This is a genomic window from Parvimonas sp. D2, assembly GCF_035282635.1.
Taxonomy (GTDB): domain Bacteria; phylum Bacillota; class Clostridia; order Tissierellales; family Peptoniphilaceae; genus Parvimonas.
Genome location: NZ_JAYKBO010000002.1, coordinates 64,368 through 87,464, shown reverse-complemented (window position 1 = coordinate 87,464; position 23,097 = coordinate 64,368). Strand labels below are relative to the sequence as shown.

General features: G+C 28.2%; 21 protein-coding genes. 2 read left to right on the top strand and 19 right to left on the bottom strand.

Going from position 1 to position 23,097, the window contains the following annotated elements; genetic code table 11:
- Nucleotides 1–32: 32 nt before the first annotated feature.
- The 3 genes from thrS to VJI77_RS02935 form a co-directional block, all read right to left on the bottom strand.
- Complete coding sequence (gene thrS / locus VJI77_RS02945) at nucleotides 33–1,979, bottom strand: threonine--tRNA ligase (protein WP_323988213.1); 1,947 nt, start codon at nucleotides 1,977–1,979, stop codon at nucleotides 33–35.
- A 193-nt stretch (nucleotides 1,980–2,172) separates the two neighbouring features.
- Complete coding sequence (gene hisS, locus VJI77_RS02940; RefSeq protein ID WP_323988212.1) at nucleotides 2,173–3,474, bottom strand: histidine--tRNA ligase; 1,302 nt, start codon at nucleotides 3,472–3,474, stop codon at nucleotides 2,173–2,175.
- A 2-nt stretch (nucleotides 3,475–3,476) separates the two neighbouring features.
- The gene (locus VJI77_RS02935; protein WP_323988210.1) at nucleotides 3,477–4,169 is read right to left on the bottom strand and encodes a DUF6873 family GME fold protein; all 693 of its coding nucleotides are present in this window, start codon (nucleotides 4,167–4,169) and stop codon (nucleotides 3,477–3,479) included.
- Between the two features lie 125 nt (nucleotides 4,170–4,294).
- On the opposite strand from VJI77_RS02935, the gene mscL reads away from it, so the two are divergent.
- Nucleotides 4,295–4,708 carry a large-conductance mechanosensitive channel protein MscL gene (gene mscL / locus VJI77_RS02930; protein WP_083816251.1) on the top strand — a complete coding sequence of 138 codons (414 nt, stop codon included), beginning with the start codon at nucleotides 4,295–4,297 and terminating at the stop codon, nucleotides 4,706–4,708.
- 121 nt (nucleotides 4,709–4,829) lie between these two features.
- Here the strand turns inward: mscL and VJI77_RS02925 are convergent, their stop codons facing one another.
- The 8 genes from VJI77_RS02925 to VJI77_RS02890 form a co-directional block, all read right to left on the bottom strand.
- Nucleotides 4,830–5,444 (bottom strand): class I SAM-dependent DNA methyltransferase, encoded by a 615-nt coding sequence (locus VJI77_RS02925; protein ID WP_323988208.1) that lies wholly within the window; start codon nucleotides 5,442–5,444, stop codon nucleotides 4,830–4,832.
- A gap of 30 nt (nucleotides 5,445–5,474) precedes the next feature.
- Nucleotides 5,475–5,963, bottom strand: a complete 489-nt coding sequence (locus VJI77_RS02920) for a methyltransferase family protein (protein WP_323988207.1) — start codon at nucleotides 5,961–5,963, stop codon at nucleotides 5,475–5,477.
- 608 nt (nucleotides 5,964–6,571) lie between these two features.
- The gene (gene rny / locus VJI77_RS02915; RefSeq protein ID WP_323988206.1) at nucleotides 6,572–8,107 is read right to left on the bottom strand and encodes a ribonuclease Y; all 1,536 of its coding nucleotides are present in this window, start codon (nucleotides 8,105–8,107) and stop codon (nucleotides 6,572–6,574) included.
- 198 nt (nucleotides 8,108–8,305) lie between these two features.
- On the bottom strand, nucleotides 8,306–8,905 hold the full coding sequence (locus VJI77_RS02910) for a molybdenum cofactor guanylyltransferase (RefSeq protein ID WP_323988205.1): 600 nt from the start codon (nucleotides 8,903–8,905) through the stop codon (nucleotides 8,306–8,308).
- Nucleotides 8,902–9,366, bottom strand: a complete 465-nt coding sequence (locus VJI77_RS02905; protein WP_323988204.1) for an aminoacyl-tRNA deacylase — start codon at nucleotides 9,364–9,366, stop codon at nucleotides 8,902–8,904. The genes VJI77_RS02910 and VJI77_RS02905 overlap by 4 nt, the downstream gene beginning before the upstream one ends.
- Nucleotides 9,353–9,988, bottom strand: a complete 636-nt coding sequence (gene udk / locus VJI77_RS02900; RefSeq protein ID WP_009354834.1) for a uridine kinase — start codon at nucleotides 9,986–9,988, stop codon at nucleotides 9,353–9,355. The genes VJI77_RS02905 and udk overlap by 14 nt, the downstream gene beginning before the upstream one ends.
- Before the next feature lie 9 nt (nucleotides 9,989–9,997).
- Entirely contained in the window at nucleotides 9,998–11,224 is a 1,227-nt protein-coding gene (tyrS, locus tag VJI77_RS02895; protein ID WP_313961169.1) for a tyrosine--tRNA ligase, read from the bottom strand.
- Nucleotides 11,225–11,407: 183 nt separating this feature from the next.
- A complete protein-coding gene (locus VJI77_RS02890) occupies nucleotides 11,408–12,073 on the bottom strand; it encodes an MgtC/SapB family protein (protein ID WP_323988203.1) in 666 nt (221 codons plus the stop codon).
- A gap of 222 nt (nucleotides 12,074–12,295) precedes the next feature.
- Here VJI77_RS02890 and VJI77_RS02885 point away from each other — a divergent pair, with 222 nt between their 5' ends.
- Nucleotides 12,296–12,682 carry a hypothetical protein gene (locus VJI77_RS02885; protein WP_323988202.1) on the top strand — a complete coding sequence of 129 codons (387 nt, stop codon included), beginning with the start codon at nucleotides 12,296–12,298 and terminating at the stop codon, nucleotides 12,680–12,682.
- 125 nt (nucleotides 12,683–12,807) lie between these two features.
- Here VJI77_RS02885 and VJI77_RS02880 read toward each other — a convergent pair whose 3' ends face one another.
- The 8 genes from VJI77_RS02880 to VJI77_RS02845 all read right to left on the bottom strand — a co-directional run bounded on the left by VJI77_RS02880 (nucleotide 12,808) and on the right by VJI77_RS02845 (nucleotide 23,097).
- Complete coding sequence (locus tag VJI77_RS02880) at nucleotides 12,808–14,853, bottom strand: TcaA second domain-containing protein (RefSeq protein ID WP_313961171.1); 2,046 nt, start codon at nucleotides 14,851–14,853, stop codon at nucleotides 12,808–12,810.
- Between the two features lie 24 nt (nucleotides 14,854–14,877).
- Complete coding sequence (gene pepF / locus VJI77_RS02875; protein ID WP_323988200.1) at nucleotides 14,878–16,626, bottom strand: oligoendopeptidase F; 1,749 nt, start codon at nucleotides 16,624–16,626, stop codon at nucleotides 14,878–14,880.
- Nucleotides 16,627–16,742: 116 nt separating this feature from the next.
- A complete protein-coding gene (locus tag VJI77_RS02870; protein ID WP_009355095.1) occupies nucleotides 16,743–17,066 on the bottom strand; it encodes a DsrE family protein in 324 nt (107 codons plus the stop codon).
- An 8-nt stretch (nucleotides 17,067–17,074) separates the two neighbouring features.
- Nucleotides 17,075–18,475 carry a peptidoglycan D,D-transpeptidase FtsI family protein gene (locus VJI77_RS02865; RefSeq protein WP_009354989.1) on the bottom strand — a complete coding sequence of 467 codons (1,401 nt, stop codon included), beginning with the start codon at nucleotides 18,473–18,475 and terminating at the stop codon, nucleotides 17,075–17,077.
- 9 nt (nucleotides 18,476–18,484) lie between these two features.
- The gene (locus tag VJI77_RS02860) at nucleotides 18,485–19,744 is read right to left on the bottom strand and encodes an FtsW/RodA/SpoVE family cell cycle protein (RefSeq protein WP_009354763.1); all 1,260 of its coding nucleotides are present in this window, start codon (nucleotides 19,742–19,744) and stop codon (nucleotides 18,485–18,487) included.
- Nucleotides 19,737–20,243, bottom strand: coding sequence for an FHA domain-containing protein (locus VJI77_RS02855; protein WP_004831845.1), 507 nt, complete (start codon nucleotides 20,241–20,243; stop codon nucleotides 19,737–19,739). Before VJI77_RS02855 ends, VJI77_RS02860 begins: the two co-directional genes overlap by 8 nt.
- 98 nt (nucleotides 20,244–20,341) lie before the next feature.
- Nucleotides 20,342–21,862, bottom strand: coding sequence for an ATP-binding cassette domain-containing protein (locus tag VJI77_RS02850; RefSeq protein ID WP_323988197.1), 1,521 nt, complete (start codon nucleotides 21,860–21,862; stop codon nucleotides 20,342–20,344).
- A gap of 590 nt (nucleotides 21,863–22,452) precedes the next feature.
- On the bottom strand, nucleotides 22,453–23,097 hold the full coding sequence (locus VJI77_RS02845) for an ATP-binding cassette domain-containing protein (RefSeq protein ID WP_323988196.1): 645 nt from the start codon (nucleotides 23,095–23,097) through the stop codon (nucleotides 22,453–22,455).

Genomic DNA, 23,097 nt, shown 5'->3' with positions numbered 1-23,097 from the left:
ACTTCAATAGCTTTTTTGTTTACAATTTTTTACTATTTTACAACTTTAGAATTTACTTCTTCCAAAATTTTATCAAGGAATGCTTCGAATTTCATTGATCCCTTATCTCCTTCTCCACGTTTTCTAACGGAAACTGTTCTTTCGTTTACTTCATTTTCTCCAACGATTAAACTATATGGGATTTTAGCAAGTTGTGCGTCTCTGATTTTTAATCCGATTTTTTCTGCTCTGTCATCTACGACTGCTCTTATATCTTTTTTAGCAAATTCTTTTTGTAATTCATTTGCATAGTCATTAAATTTATCAGAAATAGGTAAAATCTTAACTTGTTCAGGGGCTAACCAAGTTGGAAACGCTCCTTTATATTCTTCAATCAAATAAGCTATGAATCTTTCCATTGTAGAAACAATTCCTCTGTGAATTACAACAGGTCTATGAGTATTCTTTCCATCTTCTCCAACATAAGTTAAGTCAAATCTTTCCGGCAATAAGAAGTCAAGTTGAATTGTAGAAAGAGTTTCTTCTAAACCAATTGCAGTCTTAACTTGAACATCAAGTTTAGGACCGTAAAAAGCAGCTTCTCCTTTTGCTTCAAAGTATTCATATCCTAAGTCATCCATTGCACTCTTAAGCATTGCTTCAGCATTATTCCACATTTCATCATCATCAAAGTATTTTTCTTTATTTTCAGGATCCCTATAACTCAATCTGAATCTGAAATTCTTTATATCGAAATCTTCATAAACTGATTTCATTAAATTTACAACTCTTGTAAATTCTTCCTTAATTTGATCAGGACGAACAAAGATATGAGCATCATTTAAAGTCATTTCCCTAACTCTTTGTAATCCTGAAAGTGTACCACTCATTTCATAACGATGCATCATTCCAAGTTCAGCAATTCTTATAGGGAATTCCTTGTAACTATGAACATCATTATTGTAAATTTCCATATGATGTGGACAGTTCATAGGTCTTAAAACTAATAATTCTCCATTTCCTAAGTCCATTGGTGGAAACATGCTGTCTTGATAGTGATCCCAGTGACCTGAAGTTTTATATAGGTCAACATTAGCAAGAATTGGAGTATAAACATGTTCATATCCACATTCAATTTCTTTATCAACTATATATCTTTCAACTACACGTCTAATTGTTGCACCTTTAGGTAACCAGAATGGAAGACCAGCACCTACATTTTGGCTAATCATAAAAATTCCCAATTCTTTGCCGATTTTTCTATGGTCTCTTTGTTTTGCATCTTCTAAAAATTCAAGATATTCATCCAAATCTTTTTTCTTTTCAAAAGTGATACCGTAAATTCTTTGTAGCATTTTATTTTTTTCGCTACCTCTCCAGTATGCACCAGCTATACTTAAAAGTTTAACTGCTTTTATCTTTTTAACATCAACAAGATGTGGCCCTCTACAAAGGTCAGTAAATTCTCCTAATTCATAGAAAGAAAGTTCTGCATCTTTATCGAAGCCTTCAATTAAGTCAATTTTATAATCTTGTCCTTTTTCAGCAAAATATTTCAAGGCAAAGTCTCTATCAACTTCTTTTCTATCAACAGAATAACCTTCCTTAACGATTTTCTTCATTTCTGCTTCAATTTTTTCTAAATCTTCCGGTGTGAATTTATGTTCAGAATCCAAGTCATAGTAAAATCCATTTTCTATTGCAGGACCTATTCCAAATTTTGTATCAGGAAATAGTCTTTGAATAGCAAGAGCCATTACGTGACTTGATGTATGCCAAAAAATTTCTTTTCCCTCTTTGTCTTCAAATTTTACAAATTTAACTGTACAATCTTCTTTTAAAGTTTCACTTAAACCTTTTATAATATCATCATTAACAACTGCACCAATAACATTTCTTGCAAAGCCTTCAGAAATGCTAATTGCAACATCTAAAATCTTTACACCTTTTTCAAATTCATGAACAGACCCGTCAGGGAATGTAACTTTAATCATTTCCATATTATCCTCCTATAAAAAAAGAGCCTCATCCCTACAAAACTGTAGGGACGATGACTCGTGGTTCCACCCTAATTACTTCTTAATTAAATAAAAGACTCAGTAATAGTTTTCGGTAAATAGCATTCTTAAATGAAATTCCAGCCACGTTTCATTCTCTCTTAAAGCGCTTAAGTCCTACTCGTTACTTCAACGTCTATATTAAATTTAATAATCCTTCGAAATCAACAGTATTTTGTTCTCCTGTCTTTAAATCTTTAACAGTATAAGTATTATTAACCTTTTCATCTTCTCCAACTATGATTATATAAGGAATATTTAATTTGTCCGCATAAGATATTTTTTTCTTCATCTTTGCGTCCTCAAAATATATTTGTATTATTTTACCACTATTTTCAAATTTATTCAATAGTTTTATAGCATAATCATAACAATTTTCCATTGGAATAATCAAAGCATCTATACTGTTAGTTTTAATTTCTTTAAATAAGTTTTTATCAAGTAGTTGATAAAACAATCTTGTAAGTCCGATAGAAATACCAACTCCCGGTAAAATCTGACTTGTATAATTGCTTGCCAAATCGTCATATCTTCCACCAGAACAAACACTTCCAAGTTGTCTATAATTTTCTAAAAATGTTTCATAAACAGTTCCAGTATAATAATCAAGCCCTCTTGTAATTGTAAGATTAATCCTTATAAAATCCTCAGGAATTCCAAAAAGTTTCATACATTCATAAACTTCTTTAAGTTCTTCAACACCCTTTTCAAAAAGTTCATTAGAAATTCCAAGTGAATTTAGTTTTTCGATAATTTCCTCATTACTTCCTGAAATTTTTATAAATTCTATAATTTTTTCTAAACTATTATCATCAAGTCCTGTATTTTTAAGTTCTTCTACAACTTTATCAAAACCAATTTTTTCAATCTTGTCGATTATTCGAAGCATATCAGCTTTATTATCTATACCCAGATTTTCAAAAAGTCCATTAATAATTTTTAAATTACTAAAATTTATTGCAAATTTTTCATTAATGATTCTTGAAAAAATTTCATAGATTATATAAGGAAGCTCTGCATCATTTTTAATATCCAGTTTCCCATTTCCAATAACATCAATATCACATTGATAAAATTCTTTATATCTTCCCTTTTGATTTCTCTCTCCACGATAAACTTTACCTATATGATATCTTCTAAAAGGAAAATTCAAGTCGCTAAAATATTGAGCAACATATCTTGCTAAAGGCACAGTAAGATCAAATCTTAAAGAAATGTCCTTGCTTTCAGAATCAATTTTAAAAATTTGTTTTGTAGTTTCTCCTCCACCTTTAGCCAAAAGAATTTCATTCTTTTCAAAAACTGGTGTATCTATTGGTAAAAATCCACGTTTTTTAAAAGTATCTTCAATTATATTCTTAACATTGTCGAACAAAATTTGCTCATTTGGTAAAAGTTCCATAGCACCAACAACATTGCTCGGTTTAATAAATCCCATAATTACCTCCAGAGTGAAATAATTCCACCTAAATCGACAAAAGTTTCATCTTTAGGATAGAGTATTTTCACATTTTCTTCATCAGCTACGCGTTTAATTATATCATAATCTGGATATTTTGTCACATCACCATAAAATAATAAAATATCATCGGAAACAAAACCACAAGTTCCTCCAATAAATCCGTTTTTATATCCTTTTAAAATAATTCCTTCATTTGTAACAAGTTCCACATCGATATTCTCAGCTTTTAATGTTTTATATACTCCCTCATCACTTGTTATTATATGATTTTCAAAACAAATCATACTACAATTTGCATATCCCTGATTTATCTTTAAATATTCTCTATTTAGTTTAAGTTTTTCAAAAATTTCTTTTGTGGTAAATTTTTCATTATGAAAAAAATATTTCTTATTTTTTGCAATATTTAAAACCCTCTCTCCATTTTTAAAATTAGAAACTTCCACTTTTTTTAAATTAAATCCACTCAAATACTCACTATAATAATCATAAACAGAATTTTCTATATAAATATCTTCATCAATCTTTACAATACTAAGGTCTGGATGGTCATTATAATTTTTATTAAATTTTTCATTATTCAAACTTTTTATATATTTAATATTTTCATTTTCTAAAAGTTCAAAAAATTTTACACTAGCGCGGTTACTAACTATAATTTTTTGTAACATATTTATCTCCTAAGTGATTAAGTTTTATATAATTGGGTAATACTAGACTTGATAATTATAATAATAATGTATTTATATTTTATTATAACACATTTTATCATATTTTATTTATTAGGAGGATGTTTATGTTAAAAGAATTTAAAGAGTTTGCCTTAAAAGGTAATGTAATGGACTTAGCAGTCGGTGTGATTATTGGTGGAGCTTTTGGAAAAATCGTTACATCATTAGTTAATGACGTTCTAATGCCTTTAATTTCAATGTTAACAGGCGGAATTAATTTTTCAGACCTAAAAATTGTATTAAAAGCAGCAGATCCATCAAAAGAAATCGCTGAAGTTGCTTTTAAATATGGTGCATTTATTCAAAATGTTATTGATTTTCTAATTATTGCTTTCTGTATATTTATGATGGTAAAAGCTATGAATAAATTAAGCAGAAAGAAAGAAGAAGTAGTTGAGGAAGCACCTGCTGGTCCGACTCAAGAAGAAATCTTAACAGATATTAAGAATATCTTGAATGATATTAAAGAAAAAAACTAATATAGAAATTTTTCTTAAACATAGAAGCCGAGTTGTAATTTCAACTCGGCTTTTTTATTGTGAAACAACAAGGTTCACAGTAACCCAACTGATACGAAGCATCATGGAAAGGAGGTTCTTATTAATTTTGTTTTTCACAAATCCCTTCCATTAAGAAAATTCTAAAATCAATCTCCTTACTTCTTCCATTCCATAAAATCTCATATTTTTTCGGAATAAATGAGGCTCTTTTAAAATAATTTTCCATTTCTTCTCTTGAAAATCCATCATGTCCATCAAAGTTTTGAAAATCCTTATGAAAGTCAGGAGAAACTGTATCTAAATCCATTATAATTATTTTCCCATTTTCTTTCAAATGTTTTCTTAACAACTTAAGCTCTGCATCTACATCTACAATATGATGAAAAGCAGTTAAACTGTAAATTATATCATATTTTTCATTCGAATTTTCTAAAAAACTATCATCATTTATACTGATATTTTCTATTTCCATTTCATTTATTCTCTTTAAAGACTCATCTCTCATCTTTAAAGAAGTATCCATACAATCAATATGTTTTAAATCTTTAGATAATAAAGTTGCAAGAAGTCCATCTCCCGATCCGATTTCAAGAGCCTTTTTCTCTTTCAGATTTTTTCCTAAATACTTGAACATTTTTTCGTATATGGTAAAAGTTCTATTTTTTCTCTCTTCAGTATTCCAAACTTTAGCAACTTCATCAAAATAATTACTCATACTACCCCCTAAATTTAAATAATAAGTTAATCAAGATTTTCTAGAAAACCAAGGGATACATCTATTTGTCTTCTTACAATATGCCAGATATTCCTCTCCAAAAATATCTTTAAGCCATATTTCTTCCGTATTTTTTACTAAAATTGACAAAAGAGCCCAATAAATTGGAATTGTAATTAAAAAATATAAATTATTGAAAACAAAACAAATTCCCCAACAAAGAAACATAAAAGCTGAATAAATCGGATTTCTTACAACCGAAAAAACTCCCGTAGTTACCAATTTTAGTTCCTTTATATTCTTAGAAATTCTTGAATTAATAACTGCAGAAACCCACAGTCCAATACCTATAACTATACATAAAATACCTATAATTATAAAAGGTATTTTTAAAAAAGAAATTTCTCCATTTTTAAAATAACCCTTATTTTGTAAAAATATTAAAATACTTGTTACAATCAGTATAATACCCACATATAACGGACCAATCCCTAAAACTGATAACTTTTCTCTTTTCATAATTTACTCCTATTATTTGTAAACAAAATGATTGATTAATATAAATATATCATAATTGCAAAACAATATCAATAATTTTATAACTAAATGTATCTTTGATACATCATATATTTGCTTGTAAACAAGCAAATATATGAGATCTTTCGACTTCATTTCACTACGCTCAAGATGACGTGTTAGGAGACTTTCTTTGCATAGAAAATGACGTAAATTATTTTACTATATATACAATTAACTCCCGTCAGACCTACTTCTATTTACAAGTAAACAAAGTTATGAGATTTCTCCACTTCACTCCGCTTTGCTTCGTTTCGGTCGAAATGACGTGTCGGGATATCTTCTCTGCAAAGAACTATGACGTGAAATATTTTATTTTAAATAATTTTTTATTATCTTCTGAAGTTTATTTACCATTCACGTCTAGCTCTAAAATGAGCACTCTCCCTTATACGTCATCTCGACCAAAACGAAGTGGAGTGGAGAGATCTCACACTTTTGTTGAAAACAAAAGTGAATGTATCTAAGATACATAAATGTAAAAACTTTCAATTTGCATAAAAAAAGAATGTCTATATTTCTATAAACATTCTTGTTTTCAAATTTAAAAACTATTTAGCGTAGTCGACAACTCTTGTTTCCCTAATTAAATTTACTTTAATTGTTCCAGGATACTCAAGTTCTTCTTGTATTTTCTTAATAATTTCTTTTGAAGTTAATAACATCTTATCTTCGTCAATAACTTCTGGTTTAACCAATACTCTTATTTCACGTCCTGCTTGAATTGCAAAAGATTTTTCAATTCCATCAAATGAATTTGCAATTGCTTCAAGATTTTCCAAACGCTTAATATAATTTTCAACAGACTCACGTCTTGCACCTGGTTTTGCAGCTGAAATAGCATCCGCAGCTTGTACCAAAAGTGCCTCAACAGTTGATGGTTCAACATCATTATGATGTGCCTCAATACAATGGAGAACTTCACGTTTTTCCTTATATTTTTTAGCCATTTGAACACCTAATTCAACGTGATTTCCTTCCATTTCGTGATCTATCGCCTTACCTATATCATGTAATAGACCACCTCTTTTAGCAATTTTAACATCAGCTCCAATATCAGCAGCTAACATTCCTGCTAAATGTGCAACTTCTATTGAATGTTTCAAAACATTTTGTCCATAAGAAGTTCTGTACTTTAATCTTCCTAAAAGTTTTATCAATTCAGGATGTAGTCCATGAATATTAGTTTGATCGCAAGCATCTTCTCCTGCAATTCTAATACTATTTTCAACTTCCTGTCTTGATTTTTCAATCATTTCTTCAATTCTTGTTGGGTGAATTCTTCCGTCATTAATCAATTTTTCAAGAGCAAGTCTTGCAATTTCTCTTCTAACTGGGTCGAATGAAGATAAAACAACCGCTTCAGGTGTATCGTCAATAATCAAATCTACTCCTGTCAAGCTTTCAAATGTTCTAATATTTCTACCTTCTCTACCTATAATTCTACCCTTCATTTCGTCATTAGGTAAAGTTACAACGCTAACTGTAGATTCTGCAACTTGATCAGCTGCATATCTTTGAATAGCTGTTCCAATAATATATCTTGCATTTTTTTCTGCATTATCCCTAGCATTTTGTTCAATTTCTCTAATGATATTTGCAGCATCTTTTATACTTTCTTGTCTAACTTCTTCAAGTATAATTTCTTTAGCTTCTTCAGATGATATATTGGCAACTCTTTCAAGTTCTTCTTTTTGCTTTTCAACTAATTTTTCAATTTCAGTTTCTTTAACTTCTAAAGCCTTTAATTCTTTATTTAAACGTTCATTTTTCTTATCTAAATTTTCGTTTTTCTTGTCTAAATTTTCTTCTTTAGTAATCAAACGACGTTCCAATTTTTGAATTTCGTTTCTTCTCTCTCTGTTTTCCTTATCGCTTTCTTGTCTTATTCTATGAGCTTCTTCTTTTGCTTCAACTAATTTTTCTTTTTTCTTAGTTTCAGCTTCTTTTATAGCATCTTCAACAATTTTTTTTGCGTGATTTTCGGCACCGTTTATAAGTTTTTCTGAAGTAAATTTTCTAAAAACATAGCCAATAATAGTACCAACAATCAAAAAAACAGGAAGTAATATAAATTCCTTTGGCATTAGTCTTACACACCTCCTCATATTAAATTTTCAAGTTACAATTATCAAATTATTATTCCTTAAAATTAAATGTGATTGCTCACAATTACTATTTTACAACTTTTTCAGTATTTTGTCAATTTAAAAAAACGTATAAAAATGTATTAATTTTGATAATATATTTTAATTAAATTCAAAAAAAGACGGTATAAACCGTCATTAATCTTTATTTATTGTCAATAATTTCTTTTTAAATTCTTCCAATTCTTTTATAGTATTTAAGTTTTCAAATATATTTTTATCGTCAAAATTTTTCCATTCTTCATATTCTAAAAATTTAAAATTACTATCTTCAATAAATTTTACAAATTTTAGATTATCTTTAATTAATTCTTCTCTTAAATTTTCTTTCAAAGAATTTTTATAGATTCCATTCATAGGTAATATTTTTCCTTCACTAGAAAGACAAACAATGCCTTCAAAATTTACATCAAGTTTTGAAATCAAAAATCTAATAAATTTTTCATCCATATTAGGCATATCACAGGCTGTCAAAAAAGAAAATTGACTATTAGAATAACAAAGTCCACTATGAAGTCCAGCCATTGGACCTTTCTTGTAAAAAATATCCCTAACAACTCTAACTTTTAAATCTTTGTAATGCTCTTTATTATTTGAAACGACAACTATATCTTCAAATATATTTTTTAAAACTTCTATCGAATTGTGTACTAAATACTTTTCCTCAAGCTCTATATATTCTTTAGGAAAAGTCATCCTTCTGGAATTTCCGCCTGCTAGTATAATACAATTTATCATTGTTCTGCCACCAAATCAGTAAAATCCGCATCACAAAAGTTTGCAAATTCAACAGGATTTACTATAATTGAATTTCTAACCTTACCTGCACTTACAAGAAATTTTTCCATATTCTTTGCAGTTTCATCAAAAACTGTTTTAAATTTAGTTTTCATTCCTACAGGACTGCAACCTCCATGAACATATCCTGTTAAAGGTTCTAAATCCTTTTGTAAAATCATCCTAATACTTTTTAATTTAAAAAATTTACTCGCCTTTTTCAAATCCAAATGAGCATCAATCGGAATTACACAGACATAGTGATTTTTATCACTTCCCTCTAGTACAAGTGTTTTAAAACAAATATTTCTGTCTATTCCAATTTCTTCAAATTCTTTGTCTTCTTCTCTAACTACAAATTCATATTTTATTTTTTTGCTATCTAAAATTCTACATACATTTGTCTTACTATTTTTTTTCATTTTTATCCAAAAAAGTCTTTAAATGTTGAACCAACATCTTTATGGCAGGAGTGTTTTCTCCACCACGAGGAATGATTATATCTGCATGCTTTTTGCTTGGTTCAATAAACTCCTCATGCATTGGCTTAACCGTATTTTGATATTGGGTCAAAATACTTTCAAGACTTCTACCTCTCTCTTTTGTATCTCTTAAAATTCTTCTAATAAGTCTTTCATCAGCATCAGTATCGACATAAACCTTTAAATCCATTAATTCTCTAAGTCTTACATCTTCTAAAATTAAAATTCCCTCAACGATTATTACAGGTTTTGGATATACTCTCATAGTTTCTTTGCTTCTAGTATGAATTGTAAAATCATAAATTGGCAAATCTACTGCCTTACCTGATTTTAAAACCTTAATATCTTCAATAAGTTTGGAAGTTTCAAAAGACTTAGGATGATCATAATTTAACTTTGCTCTTTCTTCTAAAGTCTTATCGTCATTTGGCCAATAATAAAAATCATGGCTAATCATAACAATTTCATCTTTAAATTGTTTTTTCAACTTTTCAATAATTGTAGTTTTGCCAGAAGCAGAGCCTCCAGCAATTCCTACTACATAAACATCTTCTTTTTTCATCAAAATCCCCTATAAAGCAATTACTCTGTGATATACTTTTTTACCTTTTTTTATAACAATTTCTTCTAAGTTTAGAGAAACTTTTGTGTTTGTATCTGTTATTTTTTCTCCATTTAAAGAAATTCCACCTTGTTCTATAAGTCTTCTAGCTTCTCCATTAGACTTTGAAAGTCCACAAGTTCTAATCAAGTCTAAAATTCCTATTTCTTCATTTTCAAAATCCGATTTTTTAATTTCTGTTGAAGGCATATTTTCATCTAAAAGTTCTCCACTGAATAATGCTCTTGAAGTTTCCAATGCTTTTTTAGCCTTTTCTTCACCATGAATAATCTTAGTTACTTCAAAGGCTAAAATTTCTTTTGCTTCATTTATTCTTTCATCTTTGTATTTTCCTAATTCTCTACATTTTTCAGTTGGTAGGAAAGTTAGCATAAGTAAAAACTTTTCAACATCTCTATCATCAACATTCCTCATATATTGGAAAAGTTCATAAGGAGAAGTTTTTTCTTCATCCAACCAAACAGCACCTTTTTGAGATTTACCCATTTTAACACCGTCAGCAGTTGTTAAAAGTTTAAAAGTCATTGCATAAACCTTATCTTGTTCAAGTTTTCTAACAAGGTCATATCCACCAAGTATATTACTCCATTGGTCGCTACCACCTAATTGCAATTTACAACCATGTTTTCTGTATAGGTATAAGAAATCATAACTTTGCATTAACATATATGAAAATTCAAAGAATGTAAGACCTTTTTCCATTCTGTTTTTATAAGCATCACAAGTTAGCATTTTATTTACACTAAAATGAACTCCTACTTCTTTCATAAATTTTATAAAATTCAAATCCAAAAGCCAATCTTTATTATTTTCTATAATAGCATTTCCATCTGAAAAATCAATAAATCTTGAAAGTTGTTCAAAAAATCTTTTTGCATTATGATTAATTTGTTCTTCAGTCATTACCATTCTCATATCGCTTCTTCCAGAAGGATCGCCTATCATTGTAGTCCCACCACCTAAAAGCGCAATTGGAATATGACCATAGTTTTGCATTCTCTTCATAACCATAATTTGAATAAAATGACCAATTGTCAAACTATCTGCCGTTGCATCAAAACCTATATAAAACTTTACTCTTTCCTTAGACAATAACTCCTTTAATTCATCTTCATAAGTAGCTTGTTCAAAATATCCTCTATCTACAAGCTCTTCAAAAATATTCTTGTATTCCATAAAATCCTCCTATAAAAAAAGACCTAAAACTGTGAAAGGACGACTTATCGTGGTACCACCTTTCTTCGCATAGGCCTCATATTGTTTAAGCACAATTACTTTTGAGCTCCTGTGTTGTAAGCACAATCAACGCTCAGTATTAAATATTGAAATAATTATATAAAAAATAGCCGAAAAAGTCAACTACATTTCTATCTTTTTAACTCTATCATCATCAAAAATTAAATCTTCCAAATGTTCTCTTTCAAAATCAAGAGGAACTACAGTATAAAATCTAACTATTACAGATCTACTCTTCTTAACAACTTCTACATTTTGAATTTCAAGTCTAAATCTTTCTAAACAACTACGAATTTCTCTGATTGTATTAAAACTGTCTTCCAAACTTATTTCAAAAGTAATAGTCAAATGATCTTTATTCAAAAAAGTATCTTTATGCATCAAAGTTTGAATAATCACAATTAAAAATGTTCCCCCAATTGCTACCCCATAAAGTCCTGCTCCCATAGCTAAACCAATTCCAGCAGTCGCCCAGATTCCCGCAGCAGTAGTAAGTCCATTTACGGCATTGTTTTTTATAAAAATAAGTCCTGCTCCCAAAAAACCAATTCCAGAAACAACTTGAGCAGCAACACGGGCTGCATCGTATTCATCTACATCAAAAAAACCATATTTAGAAACTATTATCATAAGTGCAGATGCCAAACAAACTATTGCATGAGTTCTAATACCTGCTTCTTTATTTCTACTCTTTCTTTCAAAACCAATTATTGCTCCCATTGAGGTTGCAAGAATCATTTTTATCAGAAACTCAATATTTTGATAAATAATATCTATATTAATATTCATATAGTGCTCCTAACTTAATTTTAAAATCAAATTTTACTAATTTAATTATGTGTACTACTAAAAAAGCTTAATAATTCTTTTTTCATTATTAAACTAATACTATTATCATATAATTATATCATATTTTCACAAAAATTATTAGTCTTTTATTTATTATTTTTTATGATATAATTAGTTTATAGTACAAAAGTGCTAAATATAATATTGAAGGTATTCAATAATATGATAAAATTTTTTAAAAAATGTTTTATCTTTGCTTTAGTTACTTTAATTTTTTGCTCTTGTTCAGCAAAAGGAGTAAAAATAGAACAGCTAAGCGATAAATCTTTTATCTCAAAAGAAAAGGCATTTACCATTGAAGAAACTAAGGATAATGAAAATTCTTCTGATTCAAAAAAATATCATTTAGTTATGTATGAGAAAACAAACTCTGGTGCTGGTTACATGATATATGAAAATGCAAAAATAACTAAAAAAGATGGAAAAAAATTTATTACAGCTGATAATTTGGATTTAGATTTAGAAATAATAAATGACAAAACAATAAAAGACACAAAAAACCATCTTGAATATAAAGCATCTGATAAAAAAGAGTTAAATTCCAATTGAGAATTAATTAAATAAAAATTACAGAATTTATAAAAAATAAAACACAAAAAAACTTAAAGCTCATCTAATTAACTTAGATGAGCTTTTTGTAAACTTTCAGAGATTGTATTAATTCAACAGTTTTTCTATCTTGCAATCATATCTTTTGATAAGTCAACACTTTTTATATTATTTCTTGTAATTGTCCTTGTTGTGAAACCCCAAATGTTACTATACCAATTTTTCTTTTCTTTATCATAGATAAAATGGAACCCTACTGTAGATTCTACAGGAGTAATTGATGACAGTTGTGGTGGTTTATTATTTTGAGGATAAGTTGTCTCTTGAACTAATAAATGTCCACCTATATACATTTCATAAGTGTCGCCATGTTCTCTAATTTCAAACGAATTGAGGTCAAATTCCATTGATGGATAGCCTCCGACATATTCTCTTCCACTATTTATCAACGACTCTACTCTTCTCTTTTCAACCCCTAATGATGGATCTGTCATTATAGTCAATAAACTTGCATCTTTCTTACCTCTTGATTGAACATCTTCTCTCAACAATTCAATAGTCCTTGAAATTGCAACATTTAAAAGTCTTTTATCTGTAAGAGATGTGCTTACATTTATTTTACCTTCACCAGAATAAGTTACTCCCTCTGATATAGTATAACCCCAAGGCATTTTTGTTACTACTTTTAAAACATCTCCCTCTTTTATATTAGTTCCTGATAATTTATTAAATTCTTTTACAGTTAACTCTGTATTTTTATCATTTACAAATAAAATACTATTTTCATCTCTTGTTAAAATTTTAAATGAACTTTCTTTTGAATTAGTATCTAGTTTTTCAACTTCATTCGCTAATTGATATTCCGTTCCAGCTCCATAGGACACAGTTTTAACGCTAGACTTTTCATCATAGAAAAGAGAAAATTCTTCTTTTAATTTCACATTATTATCATAATAGAAAACTGTATATTTGCCAGGAAATAGTTCATATTCCTTATCTGAAATAGCCTCTTCTTTACCATTTAACAAAATAGAAGTTTGAACCTCTTCATTTTTTTCGACTTTCAACTTTATCGGATCTAAACAAATTTTATAATCATCAAAAAGTCCTAAAACTTTTCCACTTTTTTGAAGTCTAACAGGTCTATTACTCTTGTAATTTTCATCTTTCTTTAGATTTTCAGCATCTTCTTTAAGCCATTTTGTAATTGTAGCTAACTTCGTTTCATCTTCTTCAAACATAGAAATCAAATTTTCTGCCTGATTCTTATCTATGACTTTATCATTAAAAACAAAGTTTGATGTGTAAAATCCTATTTTTTTAGATTCAACTCCTGATAAAATACCAGGAAGTTTAACTCCAAGTGAATGATATGCCTTAAGTCCAAAGAAACCAACAGTTGAAATTGCCAAAATTATAGTAAAAGCAAAAATCATCTTTAAAATCTTTGGCACTTTTGGCATATCATACTTAATTGTCTCTTTTTTCTCTTTATTATCTACTGCCTGATAATACTCTTTTTCTTTAGGTTTATCTTCTGGCTCAGAAGTTTCAATAGGTTTTTCTACTTCATTTTGTTCAACACTTTGGATTGGTTTTTGAGAAATTTCTTCCTCTTGAGAAATTTCTTTTTCTTCACCATCAGTATCTTTTAAAACTTCTACATTTTTTTCCTTATGAGTCTCTTTATTTTTATGTTTAGAGGATTTACTTCCTCTACGACGTCTTTCATGTAGAGGAACGACATTCCCATAAATTAGTTGAAGCCTTTGTGTTTCTGTTAAAATCGCATCTTCGTCGTCTTTATCTTTTTCTTTATTATTTTCTTCTTTATCTTTTTCTTCGTACTTTTCTTCCTTGTTCTCTTTTTCTTTTTCAGCCTTTGATGTAATTTCTGCTTTTTCTTCATCAGTTGAAAAAGTATGGTCTTCCACTTCTGAATTAATAAGATTTGATTTAAAGTCTAAATCATCGACTTTGTCCGTTTCTTGAACTATATTATCCTCTGGTTCTGTAGTGGATTCGAGAACATCTTCTTCAGAAATTTCTTTTTCGGAATATTCTTCTCTCCATTGAGAATAGTCTGATAAAATAGACTTGTCAAATCCCCCCTCTGAAAAATTTGAAGAATTTTTTTCAATTTTATTCTTTTTATTATTTTTCTTAGACACGAAAAAAACCCTCCTTAAATCTTTCTAAGCTTCTAATTCTTTTTCTAGTTCGTCAACTAAACCTTTGAAAACATCTAGAGCTTTATTGATAGAATTTTTATCTTCCATATCTATTCCTGCGGCTATTAATTGTTCTATTGGTTGATGTCTACATCCGTCTTTTAAGAAATTTCTATAACTCTTTAATGCTTCTTTATCTCCCTTAACTACTCTGCTTGATAAGAAACTTGCAGCACAGAAACTTGTTGCATATTTATATACATAGAAATTAGTGTAGAAATGAGGAATTCTCGCCCATAAGTAATTAGCTAATTCACTCTTTTCAACATTTTCTCCATAATATTTATCATTTAATTCACCCATTATTCTTGTGAAATCATCAGCAGTTAAGGCATTTCCTGCTTCAACTTCTAAATGTGTATTCTTTTCAAACTCACCAAACATAGTTTGTCTAAATACTGTTCCTATAAACATATTTATATAATAGTTTAAAATATAAATTTTTTCGTGTTTATCTTTAACATTTTTCAACATATAGTCTAATAAAGTTAATTCATTAAAAGTTGATGCAACTTCTGCAACGAAAATCTTATATTGAGCATATAGATAGTCATTGTCTGATTTTGAATAATAACTATGCATTGAATGTCCAAATTCATGAGCTAATGTAAACATACTATCTAAAGTATCTGTATAATTCATTAGGATATATGGATCTGTATCAAAGCTTCCCCATGAATATGCTCCACCAGCTTTTCCTTCTCTTGGATAAACGTCAACCCAACGATCATCAAAACCTCTATTTAGAACTTCAATATAGTCTTCTCCCAATGGTTTAAGACCTTCAGTTATTAGTTCTCTTGCTTTTTCATAAGGATATTTTTGGTCAAATTCTTTTTCCAAATTGATAGAAACATCCCACATATATTGTTTATCTTTCTTTAATGCTTTCTTTCTTAATCCATAATATTTATGAAGAGATGGCAAATATTCTTCAATACTTTCTATCAAAGAATCATAAACTTTTTCAGGAACACAATCTTGGAATAATTCCATATATCTAGCTGAAGGATAGTGTTTAACCTTAGCAAGTATTGTTAAATTCTTAATTGCACTATATAGTGTTGTTGCATAAGTATTTTTGAAACTTGAAATAGTTCCATACATTTTATCAAATGCTTCTTTTCTTACTTCTTCGTTTTCATCTAAAAGGAAAGTATTATAATTTCCAGGAGTTAATTTTTCTCCATCTTTGCTATCAATATTACCATAATCCATATCAGCAAAACTTAACATATAAAAAGAGCTTTGACCTGTTCCCATCATTTCACTAGTATTTGCAAGAAGCTTTTCTTCATCTGCACTTAATGTATGAGGTTTAAATCTTAAAATATTATCAAAAAACACTCTATACTTTCCGTTATCTCCCTCTTTGTAAAAGTTTTCTAATTCTTCATCAGATAAACTCATTAAGAAAGGATCAAAAAATGCCATAGCTGAACCTACTCTTGTTCCTAGTGAATTTACTTCTAAAGCTAATTTTTGAGATTCAGGAACTCTACTATCTTCATCTCTTTTCATATATGAATAAGTATATAATTTTTCTAAAAGTCTATTAGCCTTTTCAGATAATTCCATTATATTTTTTAAGTTTTTAATAGTTTTTTCTTCTTTTAATATTTTTTCAACATATTCGTCACAAAGTTTTATCTCTGCTCTTGCTTCATCTGAATTCTTGTAAATCTTTTCCAAAGACCAATTATATTTTTCCATCATATCCTCCAAATAAAAAAATTAAAATTTCACACATTAATTTTACCACTTTTTTCACTTTTTATCAATATTTTTATAAAAAAAAGAATGTTTGCACATTCTTTTTCAAAAAATTTTTATTCTATTGTATATTCAATCCAGCCTTCAGATTTTCTTTTGATTACCTCTCCAATTCCTGCTGAAACTATTTGAATATTTTTCTGTTCATAATTTGGTTTTAATCCATTTAAAGCATTTTTACATAGTTTAACTTGTAAACTCTCATCCTTAAAAAACTCATCTTCCTCTAAAAAATGTGTAACCACATTTCCGGCACAAACTATTTCAATCTCGCAAGTATCTCCCATTTCTTCACAATATCTTCTGTAATTTACTATTTTTGCCTTTAGTTTGTCTATAAGTTTTAACCTTTCAATTCTAAATAGCACCTTATAATTCATTCTTACTCCTAATATCCAAGTTCTATAGCTTTATTTACAAGTTTTTTTACAAGAGGAATCATTTCAGCAGCAATTTTGTTTTCTTCTTCAAAAAATGCAGTACAAACAATTGTAGGATTATCTACCGGATAAAAAACTGTTACCCAAGAGTGAATTTTATCCTTTGTTTTTTCTGCAGTTCCTGTCTTACCAGCAACTTTCTTTCCTTTAACAAATCCAACGAAATTTTTATCTCCTGAAGATTTCAAATAATCTTTCATTGTATCCATTACTTGTTTATCAGCAACTTTTGATAAAACTTCTGGTGATATTTTTTCAATTATTTTTCCGCTTGGATCTAAAATTTCACTTACAATATGAGGCTTCATCATATTTCCACCATTGGCAATTGCACTTGTATACATAGCAACATGTAATGGAGAAACTAAGTCTTTCCCTTGACCAAAAGCACCAGTAGCAAGCTCTAAAGCTGTTGATTTTTCATTGTATGGTATTGGAGAAATTGCAGTTTTTAATTCAAAAGGAATTTCTTGACCAAACATAAATCTTTTACTTACATCAATCATTGAATCAACACCAATTTTTTGTACTTGATCTGCAAAATATGTGTTTGAGGATTTTACCAAAGCTTTTCTCAAATCTATATTTCCATTAGCTTCCTTTGCATAGTTATTTATTTTGTAATGGTCGATAGTTGTTGACCCCTTATCATTGTAATTTAAATCTTTTCCACTAAGCTTTTCAAGTAATGCCGTTCCTGTTATTAGTTTATAAACAGAACCTGGTGTAAAAAGGCCAGAAGTACTTCTTGCTAAAAGTGGAGCATTTTCTTCATCAGCAATAATATTTGCCCAATTAGATTCTATTGTATTCGGATCAAAAGTCGGCATATCAGCCATTGTAATTATTGATCCTGTTTGTGGATTCATCAAAATCATTGAGCCCTTATGACCCTTCAAAAGAGAAAGGGCATATTGTTGTAATTCCGTATTTGTAGTCAATTTTACTGAATTACCCTCTTTTTGATCAACCAAGATTTTCTTTAATTCTCCGATAGGAGTTTTATCTTGTTTATTTAAAAGAGTTGTATTAAATTTCTTTTCGATTCCCGTCTTTCCATACTTCTTACTATTATATCCAACAATATGGGCATAAGCTTCCCCATAAGGAAAGTATCTATATTTATCTCCTTTATCATCAGTTTTAGTTTCTGCTAAAATATTTCCATTAGAATCGAGAATATTTCCTCTTTTTAATTTATTATCATCAACCCAATTTCTCTTATTATCTTCATCATTTTTAAGTTTATCTGCTTTTGCAACTTGAAAATAAGTCATATATCCAAGAATTAAAATAAATAATAAACTTATAAATGTTAAAACTCTTTTATATCTTTTTATTTCAATCATAATATTCTCCTATATATTCTCTTCAGAGGCATACTGTAAAATTCCCAAAGCGATGAAACTTGAAAGAATTGAAGAACCTCCATAGCTGACAAAAGGAATTGTTATTCCTGTAAGAGGAATAAGCTTTAAAATTCCTCCGAACATTATCAATGACTGAAAAGCGAAAATTAATGAAAGACAAAAAGCTACATATTTGTAGAATTTATTATGTTGTTCCATAGAAGTTTTTAACCCTCTATATGTTAAGATTAAGAACAACATAACTACTCCCATTCCCATTAAAATTCCCATTTCTTCACAAATACTTGCAAATATATAGTCACTTTCTGCAAATGGAATATAATCAGGTCTTCCAAGTCCAAGACCTTTTCCAAAAAATCCACCACTTGCAATTGCATAGAAACCTTGAATTATTTGATATCCCATTCCATCGGCATATTTAAAAGGATCTAGCCAGATTTTTACTCTTACTTTAACATGCTTAAACAAAATATATCCTAAAATAGCTCCAAAAGAAAGAACTAAAAGATTAATTAAAATATATTTTCTATGTGGCTCGTACATATATTGTGCAAAGATAAACACCCCTGAAAACACAAGTACAGTCCCTAAGTCTTTTTGTAAAAATAGAAATCCTAAAAATGTGTAGAAAAAGAAATGTAAACTGTATTTTTTAAAAATATCTTTTTCAAACTTTTCTCTATTTTTATAATAAGCTGCAATAAGGAAAACAAAAGCAATCTTTATAAGCTCAGATGGTTGGAAAGCAAAATTTTTCCCCAATCTTATCCAGTTTTTTGCCCCATTAATTCTACTGCCCAATAGGAATGTTGCAATAAATAAAAGATACGAAATTCCAGCATAAAAATAGTACATTTTGCTCCAGATTCTTATATATTTTAAAATTAAATATATAACCCAAAAGGCTACAATGCCTATACAAAACCAAATAATTTGTCTATATGCCAATTTATTATTCAGCCTGTAAATTTCTAAAATTCCAATAGAAAAAAGCATATTTGCAATAAGCATTATATAATAATCGCCTCTAGTAAACTTTTGTACCAATTTTCCAGAAATATATACAAAACCAATCAAGGCAATCATAAAAAACAACTTAGTTTTGTCAAAATTCGCAAAATCCCTAGCCATAATTAGAAATAGCCCTAAAATCTGAAAGAACAACAATAGTCCCTGAATGCTCTTTGTGCTGACATAGGAATTTACATTTAAAGTTCTAAATCTTGACTTTAATTTTTTACTAATCATCATCAACTTCCTCATTTACAAATAAGAACTCAATTCGACCAACGTCAATCAAATCCTTATCTTTAAGTTCAATAGCCTCTGTAATTGGTTCTCCATTAAGTAAAGTCCCATTTGCAGAGCCTAAATCTTCAATATAATAAATTCCGTCTTCTTTAATAATTCTCATATGTTTCTTAGAAATAAATTTATCATTTATTACAATATCATTAGAATCACCACGACCTAAAGTTGTCTCATTATTTATATAATAATGTTCATGAACTTTAAAAGGAAGACTTTCCTTTCTGTTTATAAGTTTTAGATAGGTATTAGAAACCTCACTCATTTCACTTGTTGTGCTAATATCAAAATATATCATTTTAATTATATTATAAATAAAATAATAGATAATAATTACAAAAATATATTTAAAAATAATTGCCATTAAATCATATAGCTTTAAATTTCCAAAGGTTTCAACTGAAAAAATACCCTCCAAAATATCAAAAATTTTATCCATATATCCTCCGCTTTTATGTTAAAATCTGATTTTATCAAACTTTATTTTACCATAAATACAAAAAGTAGTCAAAATTTTGCTAAAATGTATTTTCTCTTTTAAATTACTAGTTCCAATCCATTTTTATTAAGTCTATAAACTTTATCACAAACCTCATTAATATATTTTTTATCGTGAGAAACTGAAATTATTGAACCTTTATATGATTTTAATAATTTTCTGATTTCAACTGAGGAAAAAGGAGATAAATTTCTCGTAGGTTCATCTAAAATCAAAACTTCAGGATTTTCTAAAATCATTTTTAAAAAGTAAATTTTCGCCTTTTGTCCTCCTGAAAGTGATTTTAAATTGTGAAACATCTCATCAGGAGTAAACTTCATTGAACCCAAAAATGTTCTAATCTTTGTAGTTTCTTCCTTTTCATAAGTCTTACTCAAATAATCTATAATACTCATATCAACATTCATTTTATCATCATAATTCTGAGGCATATAGGCAATCTTTACATTTTTCTTTACATTTTTCAAAATTATCTTTAAAAGAGTTGTCTTTCCTATTCCATTTTCTCCGATTATACAGATTTTATCAGTACCAAATACCTTTAATTCCAAATTTTCACTCAAAATTTTAGAACCGATGACAAGTTTTTCCAAATTCAAATCTAAAATTTCCTTTTTTGTTGAATAATTTACATTTTCATCAAATTTTACAAAAATAGATTCTTCATAATCGGGAAAATCAAGTAAATTCTCCTTTTCTTTTTCAAGTTTTCTACCGATAGATTTTACAGTATGCATTTTTATTTTCAGCTCTGTCCCCCAAAAATCATTTTTTGTACTTCTGATTTCATGTTGCACTCTTTCATATATTTTCTGATATTTTCTTTGTTTCTTATCAAATTCTTCTCTTTGTTTTTTTGCAATTCTCTCCTGTCTTTCAATAGCATTATCTCTGTTTTCAACATAATTTTCATAATCCAACTTTTCAATTGAAATCTTTGGCTTTTGTTTTCTCATAAGTTGCTCAATATGAATAATTACATTTGCACAATTTTCAATCAAATCCTCATCGTGAGAAATAAAAATTATTGGAATATCAATATTTTTTATAAAATTCTTAAGCCATTCAATAGAATTTATATCCAAATCATTACTAGGCTCATCCAATAAAAGACAAGTCGGTTCTTTCATAAGTTCGCAAAGCAAAATAAATTTAATTCTTTCTCCACCTGATAATTCACTTATCTTTTGCTTTTCATTTATTAAATTTTCATCAAAATTTAACTCCTTTAACAATTTATAAAATAAATTGTAGTCAAAAAATTCTTCTTTAATCTTATTTTCAAGATAATACTTTGTTGAAAAATCTAAAATATTGGTTTCCAAAATCTGTGGTAAATATCCAATAACTTCATTAGACTTATTTATATATCCACTTATTTCTGCATATTCTTTTAAGCCCTCATCATCAACTATCGCCTTTAAAATACTGGACTTTCCATTTCCCTCTTCTCCGATTATACAAACTTTCATTCCATTTTCTAAAGAAAAACTAAAATTTTCAATTACTGTTCTTAAATCTTTCACTAAATATATCGTTAAATTTTTTATACTAAGCATATATCCTCCTAAATTAAGCCACAAAAAAATGGCAATCTACTTATTGCCATTTCAACATTCATTTTGCAACTCAAAAAGGAGTACTACAAAGAACACAAAAAGGAATGCATAACTAAAATGGCAACAAAAAACTAAGCTCTAAAAAGCTATTAAATTTCTGTCTCATAATAGTTATCTAATTAACATTCCTTCCTCCTGAATTTTTTATTAATTTTTGATATATCTCTACATCACTTAAATTTTAACACAAACAAATTAAAGTGTCAAATTATTTTTTATTTTTATCTATTAAATCCTCTACTTTACTATTTGTAACAAGACATTTTCTAAACTATTCTGACTAAATTCTATATTCAACAAGTTATTGTCATTAGCCAAAAGTCTAATTAAATTTGATCGACTAAAAGATGCAATCACTGATAATTCTATAAAATTCTCAGCCTGTTTTATAATAATTATCTCATTTCCTATATATTCTTTTATATTATCAAATTTAAACATCCCATAAAAGTTTATTTTAACATTGGTTCTTTCTAAATCCTTATTAATAATATTTTTTATTTTATCTCTTAAGATAACTCTTCCCTTTTCTAAAAAAGCATCTCATCACACATTTGAACCAAATCTTCAATATCATGACTAATCAAGAATAAAGTAACGTCATTTTCTTCTATATATCTATTCAAATATTCTATAATTTTGGCTTTAGATTTAAAGTCTAAACCTAAAAAAGCTTCATCATAAAATAAAATTTTTGGACTATGAATTAATGATGCAATTATTTCAATTTTAATTCTTTGTCCCAAACTAAGTTTTCTAACTTGTCTATTAACAAAACTCTCACAATTTAATTCAGCTATACTCTTATCTATAATCTTTTTTGCCTCGAATTTATTTACTCTGTATAACTTAGAAAAAACTTCAAAATTTTCCAAAGGGGTTAAATCCTGCCACAATCCACTTCTTTGTCCCCAAATCACTGAAATATTTTTTACATATTCCTTTCTATCTTTAATAGGATTAAATCCCATAACATTTATCTTTCCCTCATTTGCACTCAAAACTCCTGATAACAATTTAATAAATGTTGATTTTCCCGAACCATTTAATCCACAAATTGTAATTTTTGAACCTTTTTTAATGGATAAATTTTCTATTTCAATATTATAATTTGATAATTTTTTTCTAAAAAAAGATTTATCATATGAATACTTTAAATTGTTTATTTCAATCAT